The organism is Streptomyces sp. NPDC058401 (assembly GCF_042722885.1).
GTDB lineage: Bacteria > Actinomycetota > Actinomycetes > Streptomycetales > Streptomycetaceae > Streptomyces.
The window spans coordinates 1-25,973 of the sequence record NZ_JBHXKA010000062.1; the positions used below are offsets into that span (position 1 = coordinate 1).

A 25,973-nucleotide genomic window follows, 5' to 3' on the forward strand; every position below is an offset into this window, starting at 1 on the left:
CCACCGGCCCGCCGCCGCCCCGTTGCCGGCGGCGGGCCGGAGTCTGCGGCCCGGGTCCAGCGTCAGGCGTTGACGCAGGTGTTGCCGAACGCGGGGTTGAGCAGCCCGATCACGCTGACCGAGTTGCCGCACGCGTTGATCGGGATGTGGATGGGGATCTGGATCAGGTTGCCCGAGCCGACCCCCGGGGAGTAGGCGGCGAGGCCCTGGGCTCCGGCGTCGGCCGAGGCGACCGAGGCCCCGCCGACGAGAAGGGCGCCCGAAGCGAGGGCGAGTGCGGCAGTCTTGAGGACACGCGACACGACAGATCTCCTTGCTGGCTGTGCGGCGGCGGATCCCGGGGCCGTTCGCTCCGTGACCTGCCGCGCGGCGGCCCCTGGAACGGGCCCGCGACCCTCCTTCGGTCCGGACCGCCGGCGCGGTTTGGTCCTGGGGGGCCGGTTCCCCCGAACGGATGCACTTTCGCGTGTATGCCCGCCAATCCGCGAGCGGGCCGGCTCCGAAGACAAGGTGAGACAGCAAGGACCCGGCGCGCACCGCGGCCCCGGCGGACGGGGAACGGGTGCGCCTGCCACGAAGGATCGTTCATGCGATGGATGGACCGGCGAGAACCACTCGCGGCACCGGCGTGCCCGCCCGGGCCCGGCCGTACACGGGGGCCGCTCAGGTGAACCCCGAGAAGCTGCGCTTCCCCGGACCGGACCCGGGCAACCGCCCCGGCCCCGGACCGGGCAACGGACCCGGATCGGTCGCGGCCGAACTCGCGGAGCTGATGGCACGCGTCGCCCAGGGCGACCAGGACGCCTTCTCCGCGCTCTACGACGCCGTGGCCGGAACCGTCTTCGGCATCGCGGTCAAGGTGGTGCGCGACCGCGCACAGTCGGAAGAGGTCGCACAGGAGGTGATGATCGACGTGTGGCGGCAGGCCGCCCGCTACCGCCCCGACCAGGGCAGCGTCATGGCCTGGGTGGCCACGATCGCCCACCGCCGCGCCGTCGACCGGGTCCGCTCCGCCCAGGCCTCGGCCACCCGGGAGCACGACGTGGGCGTACGCGGCCAGGAACGGCCCTTCGACGAGGTGAGCGAGCAGGTGGAGACCCGGCTGGAACGCGATCAGGTCAAACGCTGCCTGCGCCGGCTGACCGAGCTCCAGCGCCAGGCCGTCACCCTCGCCTATTACCAGGGGCTGACCTACCGTGAGGTCGCCGAGACCCTCCAGACTCCTCTTCCCACGATCAAGACCCGGATGCGCGACGGACTGATCCGCCTGCGCGACTGCATGGGGGTGACCACGTGAAGCACGACGAAGAACTGCACACCCTCACCGCGGCCTACGTACTGGACGCGCTCGGACCGGGTGAACAGGAGGCCTTCTCCCGGCACTTGACCCGCTGCGCGCCGTGCTCCGGAGACGTCGCGGAGTTCTCCGCGACGGCGGGCAGGCTGGCCGTGGCGGTGTCCCTCGTGCCCCCGCCGCAGCTGAAGGCGGAAGTGCTCGCCCGCATCGAGACCGTCCGCCAGCTGCCCCCGAGGGTCGGCGTCCGCCGCGCGGCCGGCTTCCTGGACCGGCTGCCGCGCAGGACCGGGGCCTTCGTCGTGGCCGCCTCCCTCGTCGGGGCCGCCCTCTTCGGCGGGGCCGCGCTCCACGAGAACGGCCAGGCGGACCGGGCCCGGCAAGAGGCCCGGCAGGCCGAGGCGCGCAGCCAGGAGCTGCGGGCCGTGGTCACCGCCCCGGACGCCCGTACCGTCCACGGCCGCACCAGCGGCGGAGCCGCCGCCACGGTGATCACCTCGGCCGCCCGGGACCGGGCCGTGTTCCTCACCGACCGGCTGCCGGCCGCCGGGGAGGGCCACACGTACCAGCTGTGGCTGGCCGACGGGGGCAGGATGCGCCCGGCCGGCTTCCTCACCGGCGACGGGGCGGCCGTACTGGACGGCGACCTCGCTACGGCCACGGCGGTCGGCCTGACGCTGGAGCCCGCCGGGGGATCACCGCAGCCGACGACCAGCCCGCTGGTCCTGCTGACCCTGCCGGCGTAGGGCGTAGGGCGTAGGGCGTAGGGCATAGGGCGCAGGCGTACGGAGCACCCGGGCGGGTGGCCTGGAGCGAGAGCTCCGGTCACCCGCCCGCCTCGTCGGCGGGCGGGCACCGCGGCTTCTCGGGGGCTGGCCCCGGCCGCGGGCCGCGTGGATCATGAGGGGGCGCCGGGGCGATGGGGCCCCGGCGCCCGCCACCGAGTCCTGGGGGTCCATGTGCCGTCCGAGCAGTCCGAGCAGTCCGAGCAGTCCGAATCGTCCGTGCAGTTGGATCAGGCCCAGCAGTTCGCGTCGTCCGGGGCGTTCGCGTCCTCCGGGTCGTCCGTCGAGCCGAGTTACGCGTCGGGGACCAGCGAGGTGCCGCTGCTGGGCGACACCATCGGCGAGAACCTGGACCGCGCCGTCCGCGGGTTCCCCGGCCGCGACGCCCTCGTCGACATGGCCTCCGGGCGCCGCTGGACGTACGCGGAGTTCGCCGCGGACGTGGACGCCCTGGCGCTCGGCCTGCTGGACCTCGGGATCGTCAAGGGGGACCGGGTCGGCATCTGGGCCCCCAACCGCCCCGAGTGGACGATGGTGCAGTACGCCACCGCCCGCATCGGCGCGGTCCTCGTCACCGTGAACCCGGCCTACCGCTCCCACGAGCTGGAGTACGTCCTGCGCCAGTCCGGGATCCGGCTGCTGGTCGCGGCGGAGCGGTTCAAGACCTCCGACTACGCGGCCATGATCGAGGAGGTCGGGCCGGGCTGTCCGGACCTGGAGTTCACCGCCCTGCTCGACGGCCCGCTCTGGAACTCCCTCCAGGAGCGCGGCCGTCGCGGCGACCGGGCCGAACTGCTGCGCGCCCAGGCCGCGCTGAGCCCGGACGACCCGGTCAACATCCAGTACACCTCGGGAACCACCGGCTTCCCCAAGGGCGCCACCCTCTCGCATCACAACATCCTGAACAACGCCTACTTCGTAGGCGAGTTGTGTCACTACACCGAGCAGGACCGGGTCTGCATCCCGGTGCCCTTCTACCACTGCTTCGGCATGGTCATGGGGAACCTCGCCTGCACCAGCCACGGGGCCGCCATGGTCATCCCCGCGCCCGCCTTCGACCCGGGCGCCACCCTGGCCGCCGTCCAGGCGGAGTCCTGTACCTCGCTCTACGGGGTCCCCACCATGTTCATCGCCGAGCTGGCCCACCCGGACTTCGAGACCTACGACCTCTCCAGCCTGCGCACCGGCATCATGGCGGGCTCGCCCTGCCCGGTCGAGGTGATGAAGGAGGTCATCGACCGGATGGGCATGCGCGAGGTGTCCATCTGCTACGGAATGACGGAGACCTCGCCGGTCTCCACCCAGACCCGCGTGGACGACTCCGTGGAGCGCCGCGTCTCGACCGTGGGCCGGGTCGGACCGCACCTGGAGGTCAAGGTGGTGGACCCGGCCACCGGCCGGACCGTCCCGCGCGGCGAACCGGGCGAACTGTGCACCCGGGGCTACTCCGTCATGCTCGGCTACTGGGACCAGCCCGAGCGCACCGCCGAGGCCGTCGACGCGGCCCGCTGGATGCACACCGGAGACCTCGCCGTCATGGACGCGGACGGGTACCTGAGCATCACCGGCCGGATCAAGGACATGGTGATCCGCGGCGGGGAGAACCTGTACCCGCGCGAGATCGAGGAGTTCCTGCACGCCCACCCCGACGTCATGGACGTCCAGGTCATCGGCGTGCCCGACCCGAAGTACGGGGAGGAGCTCATGGCGTGGGTACGGATGCGCGAGGGCGCCGAGCCGCTGACCGCGGCGGCCGTGCGCGCGTACTGCGAGGGCCGGCTGGCCCACTTCAAGATCCCGCGCTACGTCCACGTCGTGGAGGAGTTCCCCATGACGGTGACGGGCAAGATCCGCAAGATCGAGATGCGGGAGACGGCGGCCCGGCTGCTGGGCCTTTCCTCCTGACGGGCGTTCACCGGCGGACCGCCGATGCCCGCCGCCCGGCGCCGCCCGCGCTGCCGCCCGCGGACGCCCGCCGATGCCCGCCGATGCCCGTGCCGGTGTCCCGTACCGCCGTCGCCGCGGTACGGGACACCGGGTGGGCGTCGGCCCCTGCTCAGCGGGCCGCTCCGGCACCCTTCCCCGCGACGGTGTTGCTCGTGACCGCGCCGTCGGCTCCGGCCAGGGTCACGGCGTGCCGGACCCCGTCGGAGCCGAGGACCACCACGCGCCAGGCGCTGCCGCCGCCCTCCTGGGCGATCACGCGCAGCGCCTCGGCCTTGCCTCCGGGCACGGCGGCCTCCGCCTTCTCCAGGGCCTGGGCCGCCGGCAGCGCGGGCAGCGGTACGGGAGCCCGGCCGGGCCCGTCCACACCGAACCCCTCCTCGCCGTCGGGCAGCGCGGGCCGCCCCTGGCCGTCCGGCGGGAAGACACCCCCCTCGCCCTTCTGGCCCCGCAGGCCGGGCTTGCCGGGCTCGCCGGGCTTCCCAGGGCGCACGGGCAGCGGAGCCGTCATCTCCCCGCCGCCCTCCCGCTCCACGTCGAACCGGTCCCACACCCGCTCCGCGCGCGTGCGGCGGACGTCGTACCCGTGGTCCGTCACGGCCACCGCCGCCGCCCCCGCTCCGGCGGACGCCACCACCACGAGCCCGAGCGCCACCCAGCGTCCCCGGCCCTCACGGGCGAACCGGGTGAAGCGGGCGATCCGGGCGCCGCGCGGCCCCGCCGCCTTGCCGGCCGGGTCGCCATTGCCCACGACCTCGCCGCCGCCCTCCCCGGGAACAGCGGCCGGGGGGAACTCGGGCGGCTGCGGACTGGACTGAGTCATCTGGACACTCCTCGCGTTCTCCGGGCGACGTGCCCGGCTCGGCCGATCCTGCGAGCAGGATGCTGAAGCCCCGCTGAAGCGAGCTGAAGAACCCTTCAGCAAGCCGGCGGCACGACCTGAGAACCTTGCCCCATGCGCGTACTGGTGGTCGAGGACGAGCGGCGGCTGGCCGCCGCCCTGCAACGTGGTCTGCGGGCCGAGGGCTTCACTGTGGACACGGCACACGACGGTCCGCAAGGCCTGTGGATGGCCGGCGAACACGACTACGACGCCATCGTGCTCGACATCATGCTGCCCGGCCTCAACGGCTACCGGGTCTGCGCCCGGCTGCGCGCGGCCGGCTGCGAGTCGGGCATCCTCATGCTCACCGCCAAGGACGGCGAGTACGACGAGGCCGAGGCGCTGGACACCGGAGCCGACGACTTCCTCTCCAAACCGTTCTCCTACGTGGTCCTCGTGGCCCGCCTGCGGGCCCTGATCCGGCGCACCGGCCGCCGCAGCCCGCAGGTCATGGAGTTCGGCGACCTGCTCGTCGACCCGGCCCGGCAGCGCTGCACCCGCGGCGGCGTCGAAGCCCGGCTGACCGCCCGCGAGTTCGCCGTCCTGCTGCACCTGGCGCGCCGGGCGGGCGAGGTCGTGCCCAAGCGGGACATCCTCGACCACGTCTGGGACGCCGCCTACGAAGGCGACCTCAACGTCGTCGAGGTCCACGTCAGCGCCCTGCGCCGGAAGATAGACGCACCCTTCGGCCGGGCCGCGGTGGAGACCGTCCGGGGCGCCGGATACCGCCTGGCGGCCGACGGTGGCTGAACCGTACGAGCCCTACGAGCCCTACGAGGACCGGGACGGCTCCTACGAGCACCGGGACGGCCCCCACGAGCACCGGGACGGCTCCCACGAGGACCGGCGCCGCCCGCGCGTGCTCCCGTACCGGCTGTGCAGGTCCCTGTCCCGGCTCCGCCCGCGCTCCGTCCGCGCCCAGGCCACCCTCGGCGCGTCCGCGGTGGTGGCCCTGGCCCTCGGCCTCGCCTCCTTCGCGCTGCTCGGGGCCCTGGAGACCAACCTGACCATGAGCGCCCAGGCCGACGCCGAACGGCAGGCCGTCAAGGTGGCCGCGATGGCGGCCACCGGCCGGCTGGAGCCCGTACCGCCGCCGGGCCGCGGCACGGACTTCGTCCAGGTCGTGGACGCCCAGGGCCGGGTGCTCGCGGCCAGCCCCAACCTCAGCGGCCGCCCGGCCCTCGTCCCCGAACCGCCCGACGCACCCGGCACGGTCCGCGGCACCTGGAAGGGCGGCCGGGTCCGCCAGGAACACCGCCAGCGCGTCGTGCAGGTCACCACCGTCACGGCGAACGGCCTGGTCACCGTCTACGCGGGTACCTCGCTCCGGGACGCCGACACCGCCGACGAGACCATCATGGCGGTGCTGGCCGTCGTGGTCCCGCTGCTCGTCCTGGTCGTGGCCCTGATCACCTGGCGGGTCACCGGCTGGGCCCTGCGCCCCGTCGAGGCGATCCGCGCCGAGATGGCCGAGATCGGCGACCGCGAACTGCACCGGCGGGTGCCCGTACCGCCCACCCGCGACGAGGTGGCCCGGCTCGCCGTCACCATGAACGCCACCCTGGACCGGCTCGAAGCGGCCGGGATCCGCCAGCGCCGCTTCATCGCCGACGCCTCGCACGAACTGCGCAGCCCGATCACGGTGCTCCGCACCCAGCTGGAGGTCGCGCAGGCCCACCCGGATCCCGAGCTGTGGGGCGAGCTGGTCAGCGGCGCGCTGGAGGACACCGTACGGCTCCAGGACCTGGCGGCCGACCTGCTCCTGCTGGCCCGCCTCGACACCTCGGAACCACCGCCGGCCGCCGCCGTCGACCTCACGGAGGTGGTCCGCGAAGCGGCCCGTACCCGCCGGGGCGGGCGGGTCGCCGTCCGGGCGGACGTCGCCCCCGGGATCGCGGTCCGCGGCAGCACGATCTGGCTGTCGCGGCTCGTCACCAACCTGCTGGACAACGCCGCCCGCCACGCCGAGCAGCACGTCGGCCTCGTCCTGCGGCTGGACGAGACCCGGGGCGAGGCCGTCCTCGAAGTGACCGACGACGGAGCCGGCATCGCGCCCGCCGACCGCGAACGGGTCTTCGAACGCTTCACCCGGCTCGACGACGCCCGCGCCCGCGACGAGGGCGGCACCGGCCTGGGCCTGGCCATCGCCCGCGACATCGCCCTGCGCCTCGGAGGCACCCTCACCGTCCGGGACTCCCCCAAGGGAGCCCGCCTGGTCGCCACCCTCCCGCTGGGCACCTGACGGAGCCCGGGGGCGGGACCCGGATGCGCCCGCTCGGCTTCACCCTGTCGGCCACCACGCCTCCCGGCGTGAGCCGGGGGAGTGCAAGGCATTTCCCCTGCGCTCCGTCGGGATCAGGCCGTTCTGGCCCCCGTGCCCGCTCCGGCCCTCCGTCCCCGCGGCCTCGCGCGCCCGTTCCCACCGCTCCGCGACGAAGGCCGGTTCTCGTTACTCCGCGTTCCGGGCTCGGATGTACTCCCTCACTCGACCTCTCGAACGGTTCCCGGGGACGCCTCGCGGCCCCGCTCCGCCATGCCGCGGAGCGGCGCCGTCCGGCGGGAACCACCGCTGTTCGACGACGACGTGAAGGAGCTGCACGTGGCTGAGAAGACGGCACGGAACACCCAGGCCGAACCGGTGGCACCACAGGATCCGGCGCCCGCCGACCCACCCGAGTTCACGTTCGCCTGGGGCGCCCACCAGGAGGCCATGGAGCAGCTCTCGCTCCGGGAGATGGCCGCGCGGCTGCCCGCCGCCCTCGCGCAGACGGCCCGGATGGCCTGGCGCATCGACCCCGCCTCCGCGACCCTGCTGCTGGCGGGCCAGGTCCTCGCCGGGTTCTGCACGGCCGTGTCCCTCGGGGCCGTCGCCGAAGCGATGGGCCCGCTGCTGACCGGCGGCGGCGCGGCCGAGCGCATCGCGGACGCCGCCCGGCCGCTGGCCGTGGCCGCCCTCGCGGCCGGAACGGGCACGACGGCCCAGATCGTCGCCGGCGGCGCGGCCCGCCGCCTCACCCCGCGCCTGTCCACGACGGCCGACCTGGAGATGGTCGACGCCCACATGGACGTGGAGGTCTCCGCCTACGACGAGCCGGCGTTCACCGACCGCTCGGAGGCCGCCGAGATCGGCGCGGCCCGGTCCTCCATGCTCGTCAAGGACGCGATGGCCTTCACCAACGGCCTGGTCAACCTGGTGGCGGTGGCCGGGGTCCTCGCCGTGGTCCACCCCGTCCTGATGCCGCTGCTCCTGCTCTCCGTCGTACCGCGCGGAGTGGGCGCGGTCATCGCCGCCCGCCTGGACCACGCACTCCACAACGAGACGATCGCCTCCCGCAACATCCGCGGGATGATGCGCTGGTACCTCACCACGCACAAACTGGGCGACGAGCTGCGCTGCAATTCCATGCGCCCCCACGCGCACGCCTGGTACGCCGCCGTCTGCGCCCGCATCGACGCCAAACTCGTCGGCTCCGCCCCGCGGTACCTGCGGGTCTCGCTCCTCGCCGCGGCCCTCGGCGGCCTCTTCCAGCTCGGCACCTGGGCCGCGCTGGGCGCGCTGGTCCTGTCCGGCTCCATGGCCCTGGCGGCGGCCGGCACCGCCATCGTCGCGATGCGGACCTCCGCCGCCGCCCTGTCCAGCCTGGTGGTCTACGGCGCCGCAATGTTCCAGCACGCCCTCTACCTCGAGGACTACCGGCTCTTCCTGGAACAGGCCCGCGAACTGGCCGTCACCCGGGGCGGCGTGGAGGCCGGGCCGCCGGAGAAGGTCAGCCTGGAGAACGCCTCGTACACCTACCCGGGCAAGGACACCCCGGCGCTCGGGCCGGTGAGCCTGTCCCTGTCCCGCGGCGAGATCATCGCCGTCGTCGGCGAGAACGGCGCCGGGAAGTCCACCCTCATCCGGCTGCTGACAGGCCTCACGGTCCCGAGCGACGGGGAGGCGTACTGGGACGGCACCCCGACCCGCGCGCACGACCAGCGGACCCTGTGGAGCCACGTCGGGCTGGTCGCCCAGTCCTACGCGCAGTGGCCCTTCACGGTCCGCGACAACGTCACCCTGGGCCAGCCCGGCGCGCGGGGCGAGGACGCCGTGTGGGACGCGCTCGACGCGGTCGGCATGAGCAAGGCGGTCCGCGGATATCCGCACGGTCTGGACACGCTCCTGGCCCGCTCCCTGTGGGGCGGCCACGAGCTCTCCGGGGGCCAGTGGCAGCGACTGGCGTGCGCCCGCGCCTTCCACCGCAGGCCCCGGCTGCTGATCATGGACGAGCCCACCTCGGCGATGGACGCCCGTGGGGAGCACCGGATCTTCGCCGGCCTGCAGGAGATGAAGGAGGACCGGATCACCATGATCGTCACCCACCGGATGGAGAACTGCCGCCTCGCCGACCGGATCATCGTCCTCGACAAGGGCCGGGTCATCGAGACCGGCACCTTCGCCGAACTGACCGCCCTCGGCGGCACCTTCGCCGAGCTGTACGGGCTCTCACAGGACCGCTGACCCGCGTGCCCCGCTCCGTAGGAACGTAAGGCATGCAAGGGACGTTGCGGAGCGGGGTCCCGTGCGGGCGCGGCTACGGAGCTGCGTAGCCGGCCAGGAAGAGGTCGACCCCCGAGGTGACGACGCGGGTCAACTCCGCCGGGCCGGTCCCGGTGCCGGGTGCGAAGGTGTGCACCAGTTGCGGGACGCCGACCGTGGTCGCGACCAGCTGCCGGACGGCGAGCTCGGGGTCCGGGAGGCGGAGCCTTCCGCGCCGGGCGAGTTCGGTGAAGGCCTCGACCAGGGGCCCGTTGTACATGTCGTACGTGACCCGGTACCAGAGCCGGCCCAGCTGGGGGAACCGGTCGATCTCCCCGATCACCAGGCGGCGCAGGGCCATGATGTCGGGGCGCAGCAGCAGCGCGGCCCAGTCGCCGGTGAGGGCGATCAGGGCGGCGCGCAGATCGGCGGCTTCCACGAGGGCGGAGCCGTCCGGTTCGCGGCCGGCGTAGGTCTCGCGCAGGATGCCGCCGATGACGGCGAGGAACAGCCGCTCCTTGGTGCCGAAATGCTTGTAGAGCGTCGCCTTGGAGACCCCGGCGCGGCTGGTGATCGCGTCCATGGAGGCGGCCGCGTACCCCCCGGCGAGGAACTCCGCGGCGGCCGCGTCGACGATCGCCCGGCGCTTGCGCCGGACGGCTTCGGAGGAAACGGGGATGACCGGGATGCCGTGGGCGTCGGTGGCGTTCGCCGGGTCGGCTTCCATGGGGGAGTCCTTCGTACCTGCGGGGCGGCGTGGGGGCGGTGCGGTGCGTGCCGAGGCCAGTGTAGGAACCGGACCGTTCGGTGCGCACCGCGTGCCCGGCGCCGCCATGCCGGCCGGGCACGCGGTTGAGCCCCGTCCGTCAGCCCTGCGCGGCCCTGCCCTTCTTGACGTCCTCGGTGACATCGGCCGTGTCGGCGGCCGGCGGGGCCGGGATGTCCTTCGTGACGCCGAAGGACAGGAAGTCCAGGTTCACGGTGACGTCCCCGACGGTCTGGTTCAGCCGGGAGGGCATCCCCGTGTCGTCGACCCAGATGTCCGAGACGAGCTCGGTCGCACTGCTCCCGGCCACCGCGCCGAACATCGCCTTCGCGTCGCCCAGCCTGTCCACCGGAACCGTCGCGTGGTAGTGGACGGAGCTCTTGCCGTTGACGTCCTCCCGGCCGACCTTGGTGACGCCGCTGGCCCACTTGAGCGACTTCAGTCCGGCCGTCGGGTCGCCGTTGCCCGCGTTCATCCCGGCGGCGCCCTGCTCGCCGAGCACGGCCGAGGCCTCGACCTTCAGCCAGGTCTTGCCCTTGAGGGGGCCGCTCGGCGCCGGATCGATGTTGTAGTAGTACGCACCCTGGACGAGCCGGTACGTGATCGTGCCGTCGGCGACCAGGTCCTGCATCCGGAGGGACTCGGCCGGCATCTCGGCCTCGAGTGCGAGGCCGTTGCCCCAGGAGTAGGTGCCCTTCATCTCCACCGGCTTGCCGCCCGTGTCGGGCGTCGCCACGCTCATCAGGACCTCGGCCGAGCCCGCCTCGGCGGCCTCGTCGGAGGCCTTCGCGAGGGTGGCGACCAGCGTCTCCGCCGAGTCCGCCGCCTTCTTGCCGACGGAGGCCCCGGCCGTGCAGCCGCTCAGCCCCGCCGTCACGATCACGGCCGCCGCGATGCTCGTCGTGAGTGTTCCCGTCAGTGTTCCCGTCTTCATTCCCCACCCCTGGTTCGGTTGCCGTCCCCGTCGCCCGTCCCCCCGGACCGGACCTGACCGCCCTACGCTCGCACAACTTCCGTACGGGGAGCGAGGATTTCGGCCCCCACCGCCCCGTCGCGACGCTCCCCGGGCCGCCCCCCCGAAAACCCGCGGCGCCCGTCCGAACAGCCCGTATATCCTGCCCGGCATGCTGCGCATCGAACGCCTCCGGGCCGATCACGAAGACGCCCTGCTGGCCTTCGAGCGGGAGAACCGGGCGTACTTCGCCCGCTCCGTACCGGACCGCGGGGACGCGTTCTTCGCGGACTACCCGGCCCGCCACCGCGCCCTGCTCGCGGAGCAGGACACGGGTGCGTGCCGCTTCCACGTGGTGCTGGACACCGCCGGGGAACTGATCGGACGCATCAACCTGGTGGACCTCGCGGACGGCGCCGCCGACCTCGGCTACCGGATCGGCGAACGGGCGGCGGGCCGCGGCGCGGCCACCGCCGCCGTCCGGGAGATCTGCCGGATCGCCGCCACGGAGTACGGGCTCGGCGTCCTCACCGCGTCCGCGGCCCTGGACAACCCGGCATCGGCGGCGGTGCTCCGGCGGACCGGATTCACGGTGGTGGGGGAGACCGTCCTGAACGGCAGCCCCGGACTGACCTACCGCCGGGCGCTCGCCACGGAGGGCTGACCGCCGACCGCGCGGTCCGCCGCGTCGCCCCCGGTCGCCCATGCCGCGCCGCCTGCGGCCCCCGGGGCCCCGTGCCGCCCTTGGCTCCCGGGCCCCGTGCCGCCTTTGGCTCCCCGGACCCCGCCCCTCTGCGGCTCCGCCCTCGGCCACCCGAGGCCCCGCGCCGCGCCGCCCTCCGCCCAGCCCGGACGGGGCGACAGCCCCGGTCCTGGTGCGTCCGGGTGACGGTCCGCCAGGGCCCCGTCACCCCATCGGTGGCCCCGGCGCGCGCGCACGGCGTTGATCACCGAGTGTGTTGATCACCGGCAGCGCGCGCTGCACGTCGGCCCCCGCACCGAGGAGTCCCCGGCCCCATGGCTGTCGCCGCCGTCCTCTCCGTCTTAGGCGCCGCCCTCATCGCGGTGGGCGCCGCGAAGCTCGGCCACCACGTGGCACGCAACCGCACGATGCCGGACGTGGGTCCCGCCGTCGGCACCGCCGCGGGAGTGGTCTTCTCCTTCTTCATCCTCACCCTTGCCTTCCTGATGGTGAGTTCCGCCCAGGAGCTGGCCGTCGCACGCAAGGGCAACTACGCGGAAGCAGGCGCGCTGATAGACCTCTACCTCGCCGCCGACCGGATGCCGGCCTCCGCCAAGGCCGAGGTGCGCGGACACTCCGAGAAGTACGCCCACATGGTCATCGACCGCGAGTGGCCCAGGATGCGCGAGGGCGAGACCGACGAGGAGACCTGGGCCATGGCCTACGGGCTCTACCAACTGGTCGCCAAGGTCCCCGCGGAGACCCCGCCGAAGGCCGTCGACGACGCGCGGGACGCGGTGAACCGGCTGCTCGCACAGCGCCGGGTCCGGGTGGCGGACATCCAGGGCGGGCTGCCGCTCATCATGGTGACCACCCTGATCGGTGCGGCCGTCCTCTCGGTGGCCTTCCTGGTCCTGATCGGCTGGCCCAAGGGCGTGCGCGGGATCCTCGGCATCGCCGCGCTCGGCGGCATCTGCGGGTACGGCGTCTGGCTGGTCCTCCAGCTCAACCACGCCTACGCCTCGGGCGTGCACGTCGATCCCGACGCCTTCCACGAGGCGCTGCGCCGGATGGCCTTCGTGACCGCCCACGGCATCTGAGACCCCCCTCTCTCCGCCTCCCCCCCCCACGTAAGGGTTCCCCATGTCCCGTCCCGGAGTCGCCCGCGCCCTGGTCGCCGGCACCCTCCTCGGCCTGCTCCCCGCGGGCCCCGCGGCCGCGCACGAAGCGCCGTACGATCCGGACGCCGCGCGGCCGGCACCGTACGTCGCCCCCGAGCGGGTGCGCCGCGAGATCAGCGCGGACGAGCGGCGCAATCTCGGTGAGGAGCACGCCGAGGAGCACGCCCGGACCCGCGTCGCGCTTCGGGACGCCGCCGACTACCCCGACACCACCCGCCGCGCCCGCCTGAAGGCCCTCACGGAGTCCCAGGCCGAGGCCAACGCCGATCTGGCGCCGGAGAAGTACGGGGTGTTCAAGGAGTACTTCGACTCGCCGGACTTCGCCGCCCACATCGCGCTGCTGCCCACCGGCAAGGTGCTGCTCTTCTCCTTCGAGCGGATCGAGACCAACCCCACCAAGGAACCCGCCCCCACCAACATCATCGGCGCCACGAACGCCGGCCGCGCCTTCCTCTGGGACCCGGCGAAGGGCACCGGCGCGGCGGCGTTCACCAAGGTCACGCCGCCGGTGGTCGACATGCCCGACGGGACCGGCTCGCCGCGCCCCGCACCGTTCTTCTGCTCCGGCCACTCCTTCCTCCCCAACGGCATGCTCGGGGTCTTCGGCGGCAACCTCGGCTCCAACGGAGGCAGCGGCGCCAAGCTCTCGCTGGTCTTCGACCCGTGGACGGAGACCTGGAGCCGCAACCAGGACATGGCCACCGGGCGCTGGTACCCCTCCGTGGTGACCGGGGCGGACGGCCGCCAGCTCATCATGTCCGGCCAGTCCGAGCTGGGCTGGGGCACCCCGACCCCGCTCGTCGAGCGCTTCCCCGCCCTCGGGCACCCCGTGCCCCGGGAGAAGACGGACGTCCCGCGCGACGTCCCGGTCGGCCCGTTCAAGGCGAAGGCCCCCTTCACCCGCGACTACCCCCAGCTCTTCTCGCTCCGCGACGGCCTGGTCTACGGGCTCGGCCGGGTCCACGACGAACAGTGGGCCTTCGACCCCGTCAAGGAGACCCGCACCGACCTGCCGCCCCGCCCCGACGGCAGCATGCGGCTGTACGGGGGAGCCGTGCCGCTGCCCGGCGGGTACGAGGGCCCCAAGGCGGCCCTGATCATCGGCGGTGACCGCACCGACCCGAACACCTACAAGCTCTCCGGGGGCCGCTGGACCGTCGAGAAGCCCCGGGCCTTCGGCCGGACCCAGGACAACACCCTGCTGATGCCGGACGGAACGCTGCTCACGGCGAGCGGCGGATACGACATCCGCGATTACGGCAACGGGGTCCTGAACCCGAACGCCGATCTGAAGTACCGGCAGTTCGAGATGCGCGACGCACAGGGGAACTGGAAGCTCGGCCCCGCCCAGCGGCTTCCCCGCGGCTACCACTCCAATGCCGTGGTCCTGCCCGACGGCCGCGTCATGGTCACCGGGGACGAGCTCCAGCAGCTCGCCAACGACGCCGACATCACGGACCAGATGAACGGCACCATCGAGATCTACGAGCCCGCCTACCTCCACCAGGGGGCCCGGCCCGCACTCGGCAAGGTGCCCACCGGCCCGATCCGCCACAACACCCGCTTCGAGGTCACCACGAGCACCCCCGACCGGGTCGAGCGGGCCGTCCTGCTGGCGCCCACCACCGCCACGCACGCGGTGAACACCAGCCAGCGCCACGTGGAACTGCGGATCAAGCGGCGCGCGGGCGACACCCTCACCCTGCAGGCTCCGCCGACCGCCGCCGCCGCACCTCCCGGCTACTACATGCTCTTCCTCCTCGATGCCAAGGGCGTGCCCGGCGTCGCCCAGTGGATCAAGCTCGACTCCGGAGTGCCCGCGGCGCCGCTGCGCTGAACCCGGCCGTTCCCGACCGTTCGCCCCCGCCCCTTCGCCACTTGGAGCAAGCCGATGGCCCTCGCCCCGTCGCCGCCCCCGGGCTGCCCCCACGCCGGACCCGCCCGCAGGACCGTGGTCCAGGCCGCGGTCCTCACCGCCGCCGGTCTCACCACAGGCCTCGCCGCCACGGCACGGGCCGCCGAGGCGCCGGTCCTCCCGGTCGCGGGCCCGGCCGCGGGAGCGGCCCCGGAGTCCGCGCGGAGGGACACCGCCCCCGAGGCCCTCCCGCTGCGCACCGACCGGGACTCCCAGGGCGACATCCTCGCCGGGTTCCGCAAGGACCACGCCTGCTTCCTGTTCCTCCACTTCGGCGACGCCGACAAGGCCCGGCGCTGGCTGACCGCCCTGCTGCCCTCGATCTCCGCCACCGAGGAAGTGGCCCGCTTCAACCGCGCCTTCAGCAGGGCCCGCCGACGCAGCGGAGGCATCGACCCCGCTTCCATGGCCACCCTGTGGACCGGGATCGGCCTGACCCATCCGGGGCTGCGCCTCTTCGCGGGCAAGGAGCCCTTCCCCGCCGCTCCGCCCGGCTCCAGCGCCGAGGCCTTCACCCAGGGCTCCGCCGCCCGTGCGCAGCAGATCGGCGACACCGGCACCAGCGCCCCGCAGTCCTGGCTGTTCGGCTCCGAGGAGCCCGGCCGCGCGGTGCACGCCGTCCTCACCCTTGCCGCCGACCAGCCCGAACGGCTCGTCACCGCCGTCGCCGAACACCACGCCGCCGCGGCCGGGGCCGGCGGGACGGTGCTGTTCCGCCAGGACGGGGCCACCCTCCCCGGCGCGCTGCGCGGGCACGAGCACTTCGGCTTCCTCGACTGCATCAGCCAGCCCGGCGTACGGGGCTTCGACGAGCCCGATCCGGCCGACCCCGCCGGCGTCCTCGGAAAGCCCGGAACCAGGCTGATCCCGGCCGGCGAGTTCGTCGTCGGCCCCGAGCGGGTCAACAAGCGCCCGACCGGCCTGCCCGCCTGGGCCACCGGCGGCGCCTTCCAGGTGGTACGCCGCCTCGCGCAGGACGTGCCCGGCTGGTGGACCCAGGTCGCCCTGCGCCTCGCCGAACTCCAGCGCGCCGGAGCCGCTCCCGCCGACGCCGGCCGGGAGTGGCTCGGAGCCCGCCTGATGGGCCGCTGGCCCGGCGGCATGCCGGTCGCCCTGTGCCCCGCGGCGGAGCAGCTGCCCGTGCCGGGCAAGCACCCCGACGCCGGACTCGACTACGGCCAGGACCCGCAGGGCTGGCAGATGCCGCTGTTCGCGCACATCCGCAAGGGGAACCCGCGCGGCGGCCTCGTCCTGGCCCCGGGACGGCCCCCCGTGACCCAGGCGGAGCTCGACGCACGGCGCCTGATGCGGCGCGGAATCCCGTACGGCCCCGTCTACAAGCCCGAACTGGGCGAGGAGCACGGTCCGCAGGCCCCGCGCGGGCTGGTCTTCGTCTGCCACCAGTCGGACCTGGTGGGGCAGTTCGAGCTGGTGATGCGCAAGTGGGTGAACGAGCCGGACTTCCCGGCCGGCCGCAACCCCCGCACCGGCTGCGACCCGGTGCTCGGCCCCGACTCGCCCATCGCCTTCGAAACCCCCTCGGCGGACGGCACCGGCAGCCGGGCCAACACCCTCTACTTCGGCCGGTTCGTGCGCACCGAGGGCTCGGTCTACGCCTTCAGCCCCTCCCTCCCCGTCCTGCGCGCCCTGGCCAAGGGGGAACTCGACGACTCCATCGAGTTCCACACCGCCTCCGTGCTGCGCCCCGGCGACGTCCTCGACGCGGGGAAGGCCCGGCTGACCCTCGACGCCACGGGCGACCTGGCCCTGCTCGACGCCAAGGGCACCCGTACCTGGCGCACGTACACCGGCGGCGTCGGGCACGACGCCGTGCTCACCGACGGCGAACTGCGCGTGCGCGACGCCGACGGCGCCGAGGTCTGGTCCAGCGGAACCGGCGGCCACCCCGGTGCCCGCCTGCTCCTGCGCAGCTCCGGAGAGCTGGTGATCCTGGACGGGAAGCGGGTTCTGTGGAAGGCGTCCGCCTCGTAGGGTGACCGCATGGCGATCACGGCACCAGTGACAGGCGACACCCGGCTGATCTACGGCTGCATGGCTCTCGGCGGGAGCTGGGAGCCCGGCCCGTACGGGGCCGAGGACATCGACGAGGCCGAGGCGGTCATCGAGGCCGCCCTCGACAGCGGCATCACGATGTTCGACCACGCCGACATCTACCGGCACGGAAAGGCGGAAGCCGTCTTCGGCGAGGTGCTGGCCCGCACCCCCGGTCTGCGCGAGCGCATCACGCTGCAGACCAAGTGCGGCATCCGGCTCGCCGAAGGCGACCGCCCCGGCATCTACGACCTGCGGGGCGCGAGCATCCTGCGCCGCGTCGAGGAGAGCCTGACGCGGCTGCGCACCGACGTCATCGACGTCCTGCTCCTGCACCGGCCCGACCCCCTGGCGGACCCGGCGGAGATCGCCGAGGCCCTCACCTCGCTGCACCGCCAAGGCCTCGTACGGCAGTTCGGCGTCTCCAACATGAACGCCGCCCAGTGCGCCCACCTGCAACGCCACCTCGACGTCCCGCTCGTCGCCAACCAGCTGGAGATGAGCCTGCACCGGCGGGACTGGCTGGAGGACGGGGTCCTCGTGAACACCCCGGCCGCGGCGGCCGTCGGCTTCCCGGCCGGCACCGTCGAGTACTGCACGGCGAACGGAGTCCGCCTCCAGGCCTACGGGGCGCTGGCCCAAGGCCGCTTCACCGGGCGGGAGTCCAGCGTGGGGGAGCATGCGACCGCCGAGCACCTGCGCGCTCTGGCCAAGGCGAAGGACACGACGCCGGAGGCGATCCTGCTGTGGTGGCTGCAACGCCACCCGGCCCGGATCGCCCCCGTGATCGGCACCGGCCGCCCCGAGCGCATCCGGGCCTGCCGCGACGCCGCGCTGCGCGCCCCGGACCTCGGCCACGAGGAGTGGTACTCCCTGTGGCTCACGGCCCGGGGCGGGCCGCTTCCCTAGGTCTTTTCTCCAGCCCCCGCCGCCTACCCGGGCGAGCCGACCGCACACACCAGGATCGGGGTGGCCCGGCGCGGGTCGAGGGCGTTGCGGACCATGTGCCAGACGTTGAGGTCGTAGGCCTCGCCGATGTGGCCCACCGGGTCGAAGGGGCAGAAGTCCTGCACGTACTGGTTCTTGACCCCCGGCTCGCGGACGAACGCCGTCCCGGTCGGGGTCACCAGCTCGTCGTAGCGCGAGGTGATGATGGTGTACGCGATCCCGGGCTGGGCCACCGGACCGTTGTTCAGCGCCAGGATCGCGGGACCGCCGGGTACCTCGTCGGCGAGCACCGGGATGCCGATCGTGGTCACGATCTTCTCCATGGTCTCCCGGCCGATCAGCTTGTCGCCCAGGTCCAGCAGCCCGGCGGCGTTCGTGCCGTGGGTCGGGGGAGCGATGGCCACGACCGCCTTGATGTGGGGCTGGATGCCCTGCATCTTGGCGAGGTAGAGGGCCTGGAGCCCGCCCTCGGAGTGGCCGACGACGGACACCTGGGCCGCGCCGGTCGCGCCGCGCACCTTCTCCACGTACTCCTTGATCTCCAGGTTCGAGACGGCCACCGGCTTGAGGCCGCCGGCCAACGGGAAGCCGTCGTAGGCGCCGTAGGTCAGGGCGAAGGTGCAGTAGCCGCGGGCGGCCAGGTCGAGCTGGAGGAAGTTGAGGTCCTCGTACCAGGTGGCGAAGGTGCCGTGGAGGAGCACCACGGGCTCGGGGTGCGCGGCGCTCGGCCGGCAGGAGAAGTCGTTGACCCCGCCTCCCGTGACGCCCTCGGTGGCGGCGTGCGCCGGGAAGGCGGCGCCGAGCACGAGGGCCAGCGGGAGGGCGGCCCTGGCGAGCAGGGTGCGGGTGCGCGACGCACGGGTACGGGTACGGGTACGGCGGACCATACGACATCTCCTGACGGGGGGTCATGCACTGGTCGGACTGCACAGAATGCTCCGGCGCGCCGCCCCTGTCCCCTGGCGGTACGCGCAGAATGCTTCCTCCCGCGTTTGTGCACGGTGACAATGCGGGGATGGACGACGCGGGCGTGACCTCGGACGTGACCTCGGGCGGGGAGTCGGGGGCCGCGGCGGGGCTCGCCGCCGCGCTGCTGCCCCGGATACCGGAGATGGCGGCCGAGACCGTCGCCCGGCTGACCGCCGACATCCCCGCCTACCGGCTGCTGCCCGACAGCGTCCTCGGCGGGGACCTCGTCGCGAACACCGAAGCCGTGCTGCGGCTCTTCTTCACCACCGTCGCCGAAGGCCGGGCGCCCACCGAGGCGGAGCTGGCGGCCCCCGTCGCCTGGGGCGCCGAGCGGGCCCGCGACGGGGTTCCCCTGGAGGCGGTGCTACGGGTCTACCCGCTCGGCGCCCGCCGTGCCTGGGAGCTCGCCGCGACCGGCCCGGACCCCGTCGCAGACCCGTACGCCCTGGTCACAGGCCTGCTGACGTTCCTCGGCGAGGTCATGCCCAAGGTCGCCGAGGCCTACCTGCGCGAACAGGCCGACCTCGACTGGGAGCAGCGCGAACACGGCCGCAACCTCGCCGGCGTCCTGCTCGCGGGCCGCCCCGCGCGCCGCGCGGCCGAACGGTACGGGCGCACCCTCGCCGAACGGTACGAGGTGGTCGTCCTGCGCCTGCCCGAGGCGCCCGGCGGCGCGACGAACCGGATCCTGCGCGCCCTGCGCTCCGAACTGGACGGCAACCCCGAGGTGCTGGCCACGTTCAAGGGCGAAGGCGGAGTCCTCCTGGTCCCGCTCGGCGCGGACGGCACCACCCGGCGCCTGCTCACCCGCCTCGACACCGCGGCCGAGCTCCGGTGCACGGCGGCCGCCGCCGTCGCCGAGGACCACGGAGCGATCCCGCAGGCCCAGACCGAGGCCTCCGAAGTCCTCTCCCTGGCCGAGGACTTGGGGCGCCCGCCGGGCCTCTACCGACTGTCGGACCTGGCCGTCGAGTACCAGCTCGTGCAGCCCGGACCGGCCCGCGACGCCCTGGCCCGCGTCCTGGAACCCCTCGACGACCAGCCCCATCTGATCGCCACGCTGCGTGAGTTCATCGCGGCCGGCTACCGGCGCGCCGAGGCCGCCGAAGCCCTCACCGTCCACCGCAACACCCTGACCTACCGCCTGGGCCGCATCCGCCTCCTCACCGGCCACGACGCCACCGACCCCACCTCGGCCCGCCACCTGGCAGCCGCCCTCACGGCCCACGACGCGACACACCGCCATTCACGGCGAGCCCCAAGTCCTGGCGACGTAGGGCCTTGAGCATCAGTTGTGGATCAATGCCGGTGCCTCCCGCCTGACAAGGAAGAAGCCCCCGGACTCCCCAAGGTCCCCGGGGGCTTCTTCCTTGCCCGTGTGGAAGTGGATCGGTCAGGTGAGGGGGAGGAGCCGGGACGGGGTGTGCGCCGGTGCGAGTGCCGCGGCGGATGCGAGGGGGGCGTCGGTGGCGCCGCCCAGGGCGCTGCCGGCCAGCCAGGCGTCCCAGCTGAGGTTCCAGTCGCCGAACCCGTTGGCGAAGGGGGCCATCGGCTCGCCGCCGCTGTTCACCACCGAGACCACGTCGCCCTCCCGCACCGTGTCGAAGAACCAGGCCGCGTCGGCCGTGCTCATGCCGGTGCAGCCGTGGCTGACGTTCTCCTCGCCCTGCGCGTCGACCGACCAGGGCGCGGCGTGCACGTACTCCCCGCTCCACGTCACGCGGGTCGCGTAGAAGACGGGCAGGTCGTAGAACTCGCTCGTGCCGCGCTTGATGCCCACGGTGTCCCCGCGCATGCGCACCTTGCGCTCCTTGCCGAGCACGACCTTGACGCCGGTACGGGTCAGGAACCCCGCCTTCCCGGTGGTCACCGGGATGGTCCGGACGATCCGGCCGTTGCGCCGTACGGTCATCTCGTGCGCGGCGGCGTCGGTGAGCGCCTCGATCCGGTCCCCGACGGTGAACCGCAGGTCCTCCGAGGGCCCGCCGTACTCCCGTTCCCCGACCTCGACCCCGTCGAGACCGCTGACCACGTGCACCACCGCGTGTGCGGGCCAGTAGGTACGGGGCCGGTAGTGCAGGGTCGAGTCGTCGACCCAGTGCCAGGCCCCGTCGACCGCCGGTTCCGAGGTGACCTGCAGGGCCCGTTCCAGCCGGGCCCGCGCGGCCGGGTCGGCGGCGGGGACGGGGCGGCTCAGGGAGGCGGTCACGATCTGTCCCGCGCCGTACGTGCCCGGCCGGGGCCCGAACTCGGCGGTGAGCCGGTCGTCCTGTGCCGCCGCCGCGGTCCGGAACGCCATGGTTACGCCGACCGGGGTGCCCGCCGCGTCCTGGGCGCCGACCCGGACGGTGTAGGTCTCACCGGCGCGCAGCGGCTCGGTGTTGCCCCAGCGGTGGCCCCGGGCGCCCAGGGCGCCGCCCACGTAGCGGCCGTGACCGTCGTGGACGGTGACGTAGGTGAGCAGGCCCGGTCCGGCGAGGGCGATCTCCAGGGGGCCTGCCGCGTCGGTGGGCAGGACGACGGTGTGCGCCGCCGCTCCGGCCGCGCCGCGGGACGAGGGATCGCGCACCACGGAACCGGCCCCGCTGGCGGTGGCCCGGACCAGCTGCTGCTCCAGTCCGCCGCACAGTTCCGCCCGGAAGGCGTCCATCGCGCACCGCCGGCCCCCGTCGTCCAGCACCCGGCCGACCAGCAGCTCGACGGAGCCGGGGTGCTCGCCGCCCGGCTGCGGCCCGTCGGCGGGCCGCGACGCCGACTGCGGCGCGGCGGCGACGACGAAGACCACCCCGGCCACCGCTCCGGCCACCCTCCAGGTCCTGCCCCGTCGCCGGAGTCGGAGTCCTCCACGGTGTGTCGATGACAGCATGCGCGCCACGCAGCCCTCCCAGATCGCCTTCGGCCGGATGGCAGCATCAAAACGATTTCCGGGCAGCCCGATGATCATGAACTCGGCCCATGGGGCCGAACGGGCGCCGAAGAGGGCTCGTACGGAGTAGGGGAGGGGTGCTTCAGGCCGTCGCCGTCGACGTCGCCGATGCGCTGGCGCCGGTGCTGCCGACGGCCGTGACGTTGGCGAAGAACGCGGCGAGGTTCGCGACCGTCCGCTGGATCTTCTCCTCCAGGGTCAGCGACTCGTGGAGCCGGCCGTCCGGGCCCGCGTTCTTCTTGCCCCGTACGTAGAGCGAGCAGGCGAGGTCCCCGCAGATGTAGGCGCCCACGGTGTTGCCCTGCTGCCCCGCCTTGCCCGCCTTCGGCGCGACCATCAGGGAGACGCCCCCGGTGTGGGTGGTCAGGCACAGCGAGCACATGCTGCGCCGCGCCTGGGAGGGGGCGGCGCCGGAGGTGCGCAGCGCGAGGGCGACCGTGCGGCCGTCCAGCTCGGTGACGAGGTAGGCGCGCTCGGGGGCCTTGGGGTCCCACCAGCCGAGGAAGTCCAGGTCGTCCCAGGGCCGCTCGGCCAGGTCGCGGGGAACGGACAGGCGCTTGGCCTCGCCCTTGGTGCAGTTCACGAAGGCGGCACGGATCTCTTGCTCGGTCAACGGCTTCATGAGCGGTAGGCTAATTTGCCTAAAGGTTTTAGGCAAATGCATAATGGCTATCGCCAGCTAGGAGGCACATGATGGTTCGAGCAGGACTGACCACCGAGCGGCTGACCCGGGCGGGCGCGGAACTCGCCGACGAGGTCGGCTTCGAGCAGGTGACCGTCTCGGCGCTCGCCCGGCGGTTCGACGTCAAGGTCGCGAGCCTCTACTCGCACCTGAAGAACTCCCGGGACCTCAAGACCCGGATCGCCCTCTTCGCCCTGGAGGAACTGGCCGACCGGGTCGCGGCCGCCCTGGCCGGGCGGGCCGGAAAAGACGCCCTCGCCGCCTTCGCTGACGCCTACCGGGACTACGCCCGCGAGCACCCCGGCCGCTACGACGCCGCCCGCTTCCGGCTCGACCCCGAGACGGCGGCCGCCAGCGCGGGCGTCCGGCACGCCCAGATGACGCGGGCCCTCCTGCGCGGCTACGACCTGGCGGAACCGGAACAGACGCACGCGGTCCGGATGCTCGGCAGCGTCTTCCACGGCTACGTCAGCCTGGAGCTGGGCGGCGGCTTCAGCCACACCGCCGTGGACCCGCAGGAGTCCTGGCACCGGATGGTGGACTCGCTCGACGTGATGCTGCGCAACTGGCCGACGTCCTGAGCGGCCCCATGCACCCGCACCCGCACCCGCGCCCGCGGGCGCGCACACCCCGAGACCCATCAGTCCCCGATCACGAGGCCGAGGCGATGAACACCCCTGTCACCCCTTCCGCCACCCCATCCGTCACCACGCCGGTCACCGAGGACCTCCTGCGCGGCGCCGCAGACGTGGAACGCACCGCGCACGGCCTGCTGCCCCACCGGCTGCCCGCCCGGGCCCGCCTGCAGATCCCCGACGACCAGCTGGCCACGGCCGAGGCCCGCCCGTCCGGCGTGCGCCTCGCCTTCCGTACCCGCGCCACCGTCATCGAACTGGACGCCCTGCCCACCAAGCGGGCCTACCGGGGCTTCCCGGCCTCGCCGGACGGCGCGTACGACCTGGTCGTCGACGGCGTGCTCACGGCCCGGGCCACCGTGCCCGGCGGCCGGGTCCGCACCCTCGACCTGGCCACCCAGGCGGTCGAACTCGAAGAGGGCCCGCCCGGCACCGCCCGCTTCGCGGATCTGCCCGCGCGGGACAAGGACGTCGAGATCTGGCTCCCCCACACCGAGATCACCGAACTGATCGCGCTGCGCACCGACGCCCCCGTCACCCCGGCGCCGGACAGCGGGCGCAGGGTGTGGCTGCACCACGGCAGCTCCATCAGCCACGGCTCGAACGCGGAACGCCCCACCGGCACCTGGCCGGCCCTGGCCGCGGCGCGGGGTGCGGTGGACCTGCTCAACATGGGGTTCTCCGGCAGCGCCCTGCTGGACCCCTTCACCGCCCGCGCGATGCGCGACACCCCCGCCGACCTGATCAGCGTCAAGATCGGCATCAACCTCGTCAACCTCGACGTGATGCGGCTGCGCGCCTTCGCCCCCGCGGTCCACGGCTTCCTCGACACCCTCCGCGAGGGCCATCCCGCGACGCCGCTCCTCGTCGTGTCGCCCCTCCTGTGCCCGATCCAGGAGGACACCCCCGGCCCGCTCACCACCGACTTCAGCACCGGGACCCTGCGGTTCAAGGCGCTGGGCGACCCCGCCGAACGGGCCGCCGGACGCCTGACGCTCAATGTCGTCCGCGAGGCGCTCGCCGGGATCGTCGCGCAGCGGGCGGCCGGGGACCCGCACCTGCACTACCTCGACGGCCGCGAGCTCTACGGGGCTGCGGACCACGCCGAGCTGCCGCTGCCGGACGACCTCCACCCCGACCCGGCGGGCCACGTGCGCATCGCCGAGAACTTCGCCCGCCACGCCTTCGCCGCCGGGGGCCCCTTCGCCCCGCCGGACTCGCCGCAGGCCCGGTAGCGCGCCACAATGACGGCACGCCCGCCCGGTTCCCGGTAACTTCCCGGCCCGGGATTTTGCATGAAAATGCATCGTCGCGCATACTCATCCCATGTCAAAGGTTCTCACCTCCCTGCCCACCGGCGAGCGCGTCGGTATCGCCTTCTCCGGAGGCCTCGACACCTCCGTCGCCGTCGCCTGGATGCGCGACAAGGGTGCCGTCCCCTGCACCTACACCGCCGACATCGGCCAGTACGACGAGCCCGACATCGAGTCGGTGCCCACGCGCGCTACGGCGTACGGCGCCGAGATCGCGCGCCTGGTCGACTGCCGTGCGGCGCTCGTGGAGGAGGGCCTGGCCGCTCTCGCCTGCGGCGCGTTCCACATCCGCTCGGGCGGCCGCGCCTACTTCAACACCACGCCGCTGGGCCGCGCCGTCACCGGCACGCTGCTGGTGCGCGCGATGCTGGAGGACGACGTCCAGATCTGGGGCGACGGGTCGACCTTCAAGGGCAATGACATCGAGCGGTTCTACCGCTACGGCCTGCTCGCCAACCCGCACCTGCGCATCTACAAGCCGTGGCTCGACGCGGACTTCGTGACCGAGCTCGGCGGCCGCAAGGAAATGTCGGAGTGGCTGCTCGCCCACGAGCTGCCCTACCGCGACAGCACCGAGAAGGCCTACTCCACCGACGCCAACATCTGGGGCGCCACCCACGAGGCGAAGACCCTGGAGCACCTCGACACCGGTGTGGAGACCGTCGACCCGATCATGGGCGTCCGGTTCTGGGACCCCTCGGTCGAGATCGCCACCGAGGACGTGACCATCGGCTTCGTGCAGGGCCGCCCGGTCACGATCAACGGCAAGGAGTTCGCCTCCGCCGTCGACCTGGTCATGGAAGCCAACGCCATCGGCGGCCGCCACGGCCTGGGCATGTCGGACCAGATCGAGAACCGGATCATCGAGGCCAAGAGCCGCGGGATCTATGAGGCTCCGGGCCTGGCCCTGCTGCACGCCGCGTACGAGCGCCTCGTCAACGCGATCCACAACGAGGACACGGTCGCCCAGTACCACAACGAGGGCCGCCGCCTCGGCCGCCTCATGTACGAGGGCCGCTGGCTGGACCCGCAGGCGCTGATGATCCGCGAGTCCCTGCAGCGCTGGGTCGGCACGGCGATCACCGGCGAGGTGACGCTGCGTCTGCGCCGTGGCGAGGACTACTCGATCATGAACACCACGGGTCCGGCGTTCAGCTACCACCCGGACAAGCTCTCCATGGAGCGCACCGAGGACTCGGCGTTCGGCCCGGTCGACCGCATCGGCCAGCTCACCATGCGCAACCTCGACATCGCCGACTCCCGCGCGAAGCTGGAGCAGTACGCCGGCCTCGGCATCGTCGGGACCACGCACCCCGCGCTGATCGGCGCCGTCGAGGCACCCGGCTCCGGCCTGATCGGTGCCATGCCCGAGGGCGGCGCCGAGGCGATCGCCTCGCGCGGCGAGGTCTCCGGCGACGACGAGCTGCTGGACCGTGCCGCGATGGAGTTCGGCACCGACTAGTCGCTGCCGGCTGCCGGCCGTATGGCGTGACGCGCCGCCCGTGGTCTCGATGGGGACCGCGGGCG

Annotated in this window: 22 protein-coding genes; 15 read left to right on the top strand and 7 right to left on the bottom strand. The window is 73.5% G+C overall.

Going from position 1 to position 25,973, the window contains the following annotated elements; genetic code table 11:
* Nucleotides 1-62 precede the first annotated feature (62 nt).
* Nucleotides 63-302, bottom strand: a complete 240-nt coding sequence (locus tag ACFWNV_RS22680; RefSeq protein WP_383949945.1) for a chaplin — start codon at nt 300-302, stop codon at nt 63-65.
* A 470-nt stretch (nt 303-772) separates the two neighbouring features.
* Between ACFWNV_RS22680 and sigK the strand changes: the two genes are divergently transcribed.
* From sigK to ACFWNV_RS22695, 3 genes are all read left to right on the top strand, one after another.
* Nucleotides 773-1,297, top strand: a complete 525-nt coding sequence (sigK, locus tag ACFWNV_RS22685; protein ID WP_243333252.1) for an ECF RNA polymerase sigma factor SigK — start codon at nt 773-775, stop codon at nt 1,295-1,297.
* Entirely contained in the window at nt 1,294-2,040 is a 747-nt protein-coding gene (locus ACFWNV_RS22690; RefSeq protein WP_383949947.1) for an anti-sigma factor domain-containing protein, read from the top strand. Before sigK ends, ACFWNV_RS22690 begins: the two co-directional genes overlap by 4 nt.
* Before the next feature lie 354 nt (nt 2,041-2,394).
* On the top strand, nt 2,395-3,984 hold the full coding sequence (locus ACFWNV_RS22695) for an AMP-binding protein (RefSeq protein WP_383950041.1): 1,590 nt from the start codon (nt 2,395-2,397) through the stop codon (nt 3,982-3,984).
* 151 nt (nt 3,985-4,135) lie between these two features.
* On the opposite strand, the gene ACFWNV_RS22700 is transcribed toward ACFWNV_RS22695, so the two are convergent.
* The gene (locus ACFWNV_RS22700; protein WP_383949950.1) at nt 4,136-4,846 is read right to left on the bottom strand and encodes a PepSY domain-containing protein; all 711 of its coding nucleotides are present in this window, start codon (nt 4,844-4,846) and stop codon (nt 4,136-4,138) included.
* A 132-nt stretch (nt 4,847-4,978) separates the two neighbouring features.
* Here ACFWNV_RS22700 and ACFWNV_RS22705 point away from each other — a divergent pair, with 132 nt between their 5' ends.
* The 3 genes from ACFWNV_RS22705 to ACFWNV_RS22715 all read left to right on the top strand — a co-directional run bounded on the left by ACFWNV_RS22705 (nt 4,979) and on the right by ACFWNV_RS22715 (nt 9,407).
* The gene (locus ACFWNV_RS22705) at nt 4,979-5,656 is read left to right on the top strand and encodes a response regulator transcription factor (protein WP_383949953.1); all 678 of its coding nucleotides are present in this window, start codon (nt 4,979-4,981) and stop codon (nt 5,654-5,656) included.
* Complete coding sequence (locus ACFWNV_RS22710) at nt 5,649-7,148, top strand: sensor histidine kinase (protein WP_383949955.1); 1,500 nt, start codon at nt 5,649-5,651, stop codon at nt 7,146-7,148. Before ACFWNV_RS22705 ends, ACFWNV_RS22710 begins: the two co-directional genes overlap by 8 nt.
* A 357-nt stretch (nt 7,149-7,505) precedes the next feature.
* Complete coding sequence (locus ACFWNV_RS22715) at nt 7,506-9,407, top strand: ATP-binding cassette domain-containing protein (RefSeq protein ID WP_383949958.1); 1,902 nt, start codon at nt 7,506-7,508, stop codon at nt 9,405-9,407.
* A 73-nt stretch (nt 9,408-9,480) separates the two neighbouring features.
* Here the strand turns inward: ACFWNV_RS22715 and ACFWNV_RS22720 are convergent, their stop codons facing one another.
* Together ACFWNV_RS22720 and ACFWNV_RS22725 are read right to left on the bottom strand one after the other, a co-directional pair.
* Nucleotides 9,481-10,152, bottom strand: a complete 672-nt coding sequence (locus tag ACFWNV_RS22720) for a TetR/AcrR family transcriptional regulator (RefSeq protein WP_383949961.1) — start codon at nt 10,150-10,152, stop codon at nt 9,481-9,483.
* 139 nt (nt 10,153-10,291) lie between these two features.
* Nucleotides 10,292-11,125, bottom strand: a complete 834-nt coding sequence (locus ACFWNV_RS22725; RefSeq protein ID WP_383949964.1) for a hypothetical protein — start codon at nt 11,123-11,125, stop codon at nt 10,292-10,294.
* 190 nt (nt 11,126-11,315) lie between these two features.
* On the opposite strand from ACFWNV_RS22725, the gene ACFWNV_RS22730 reads away from it, so the two are divergent.
* From ACFWNV_RS22730 to ACFWNV_RS22750, 5 genes are all read left to right on the top strand, one after another.
* Nucleotides 11,316-11,807, top strand: coding sequence for a GNAT family N-acetyltransferase (locus ACFWNV_RS22730; protein WP_383949967.1), 492 nt, complete (start codon nt 11,316-11,318; stop codon nt 11,805-11,807).
* Nucleotides 11,808-12,160: 353 nt separating this feature from the next.
* Nucleotides 12,161-12,925: a hypothetical protein gene (locus ACFWNV_RS22735; RefSeq protein ID WP_383949969.1), complete on the top strand. Its 765-nt coding sequence runs from the start codon at nt 12,161-12,163 to the stop codon at nt 12,923-12,925.
* 43 nt (nt 12,926-12,968) lie between these two features.
* Entirely contained in the window at nt 12,969-14,843 is a 1,875-nt protein-coding gene (locus tag ACFWNV_RS22740; protein ID WP_383949972.1) for a galactose oxidase-like domain-containing protein, read from the top strand.
* Between the two features lie 54 nt (nt 14,844-14,897).
* Nucleotides 14,898-16,913 carry a peroxidase gene (locus ACFWNV_RS22745; protein WP_383949975.1) on the top strand — a complete coding sequence of 672 codons (2,016 nt, stop codon included), beginning with the start codon at nt 14,898-14,900 and terminating at the stop codon, nt 16,911-16,913.
* Between the two features lie 9 nt (nt 16,914-16,922).
* A complete protein-coding gene (locus tag ACFWNV_RS22750; RefSeq protein ID WP_383949978.1) occupies nt 16,923-17,882 on the top strand; it encodes an aldo/keto reductase family oxidoreductase in 960 nt (319 codons plus the stop codon).
* Nucleotides 17,883-17,905: 23 nt separating this feature from the next.
* Here the strand turns inward: ACFWNV_RS22750 and ACFWNV_RS22755 are convergent, their stop codons facing one another.
* Nucleotides 17,906-18,808: an esterase/lipase family protein gene (locus ACFWNV_RS22755; protein ID WP_383949980.1), complete on the bottom strand. Its 903-nt coding sequence runs from the start codon at nt 18,806-18,808 to the stop codon at nt 17,906-17,908.
* Between the two features lie 128 nt (nt 18,809-18,936).
* On the opposite strand from ACFWNV_RS22755, the gene ACFWNV_RS22760 reads away from it, so the two are divergent.
* Nucleotides 18,937-20,175, top strand: coding sequence for a PucR family transcriptional regulator (locus ACFWNV_RS22760; protein WP_383949983.1), 1,239 nt, complete (start codon nt 18,937-18,939; stop codon nt 20,173-20,175).
* A 108-nt stretch (nt 20,176-20,283) separates the two neighbouring features.
* Here the strand turns inward: ACFWNV_RS22760 and ACFWNV_RS22765 are convergent, their stop codons facing one another.
* Both ACFWNV_RS22765 and ACFWNV_RS22770 read right to left on the bottom strand, forming a co-directional pair.
* Nucleotides 20,284-21,540 (bottom strand): Ig-like domain-containing protein, encoded by a 1,257-nt coding sequence (locus tag ACFWNV_RS22765; protein WP_383950044.1) that lies wholly within the window; start codon nt 21,538-21,540, stop codon nt 20,284-20,286.
* 358 nt (nt 21,541-21,898) lie between these two features.
* A complete protein-coding gene (locus ACFWNV_RS22770) occupies nt 21,899-22,438 on the bottom strand; it encodes an FBP domain-containing protein (protein ID WP_383949986.1) in 540 nt (179 codons plus the stop codon).
* Nucleotides 22,439-22,509: 71 nt separating this feature from the next.
* Between ACFWNV_RS22770 and ACFWNV_RS22775 the strand changes: the two genes are divergently transcribed.
* The 3 genes from ACFWNV_RS22775 to argG all read left to right on the top strand — a co-directional run bounded on the left by ACFWNV_RS22775 (nt 22,510) and on the right by argG (nt 25,908).
* Nucleotides 22,510-23,079: a TetR/AcrR family transcriptional regulator gene (locus tag ACFWNV_RS22775; protein WP_383950047.1), complete on the top strand. Its 570-nt coding sequence runs from the start codon at nt 22,510-22,512 to the stop codon at nt 23,077-23,079.
* An 86-nt stretch (nt 23,080-23,165) separates the two neighbouring features.
* On the top strand, nt 23,166-24,368 hold the full coding sequence (locus tag ACFWNV_RS22780) for a GDSL-type esterase/lipase family protein (protein WP_383949989.1): 1,203 nt from the start codon (nt 23,166-23,168) through the stop codon (nt 24,366-24,368).
* A 91-nt stretch (nt 24,369-24,459) separates the two neighbouring features.
* Nucleotides 24,460-25,908 (top strand): argininosuccinate synthase, encoded by a 1,449-nt coding sequence (argG, locus tag ACFWNV_RS22785; RefSeq protein WP_383949992.1) that lies wholly within the window; start codon nt 24,460-24,462, stop codon nt 25,906-25,908.
* Nucleotides 25,909-25,973 lie beyond the last annotated feature (65 nt).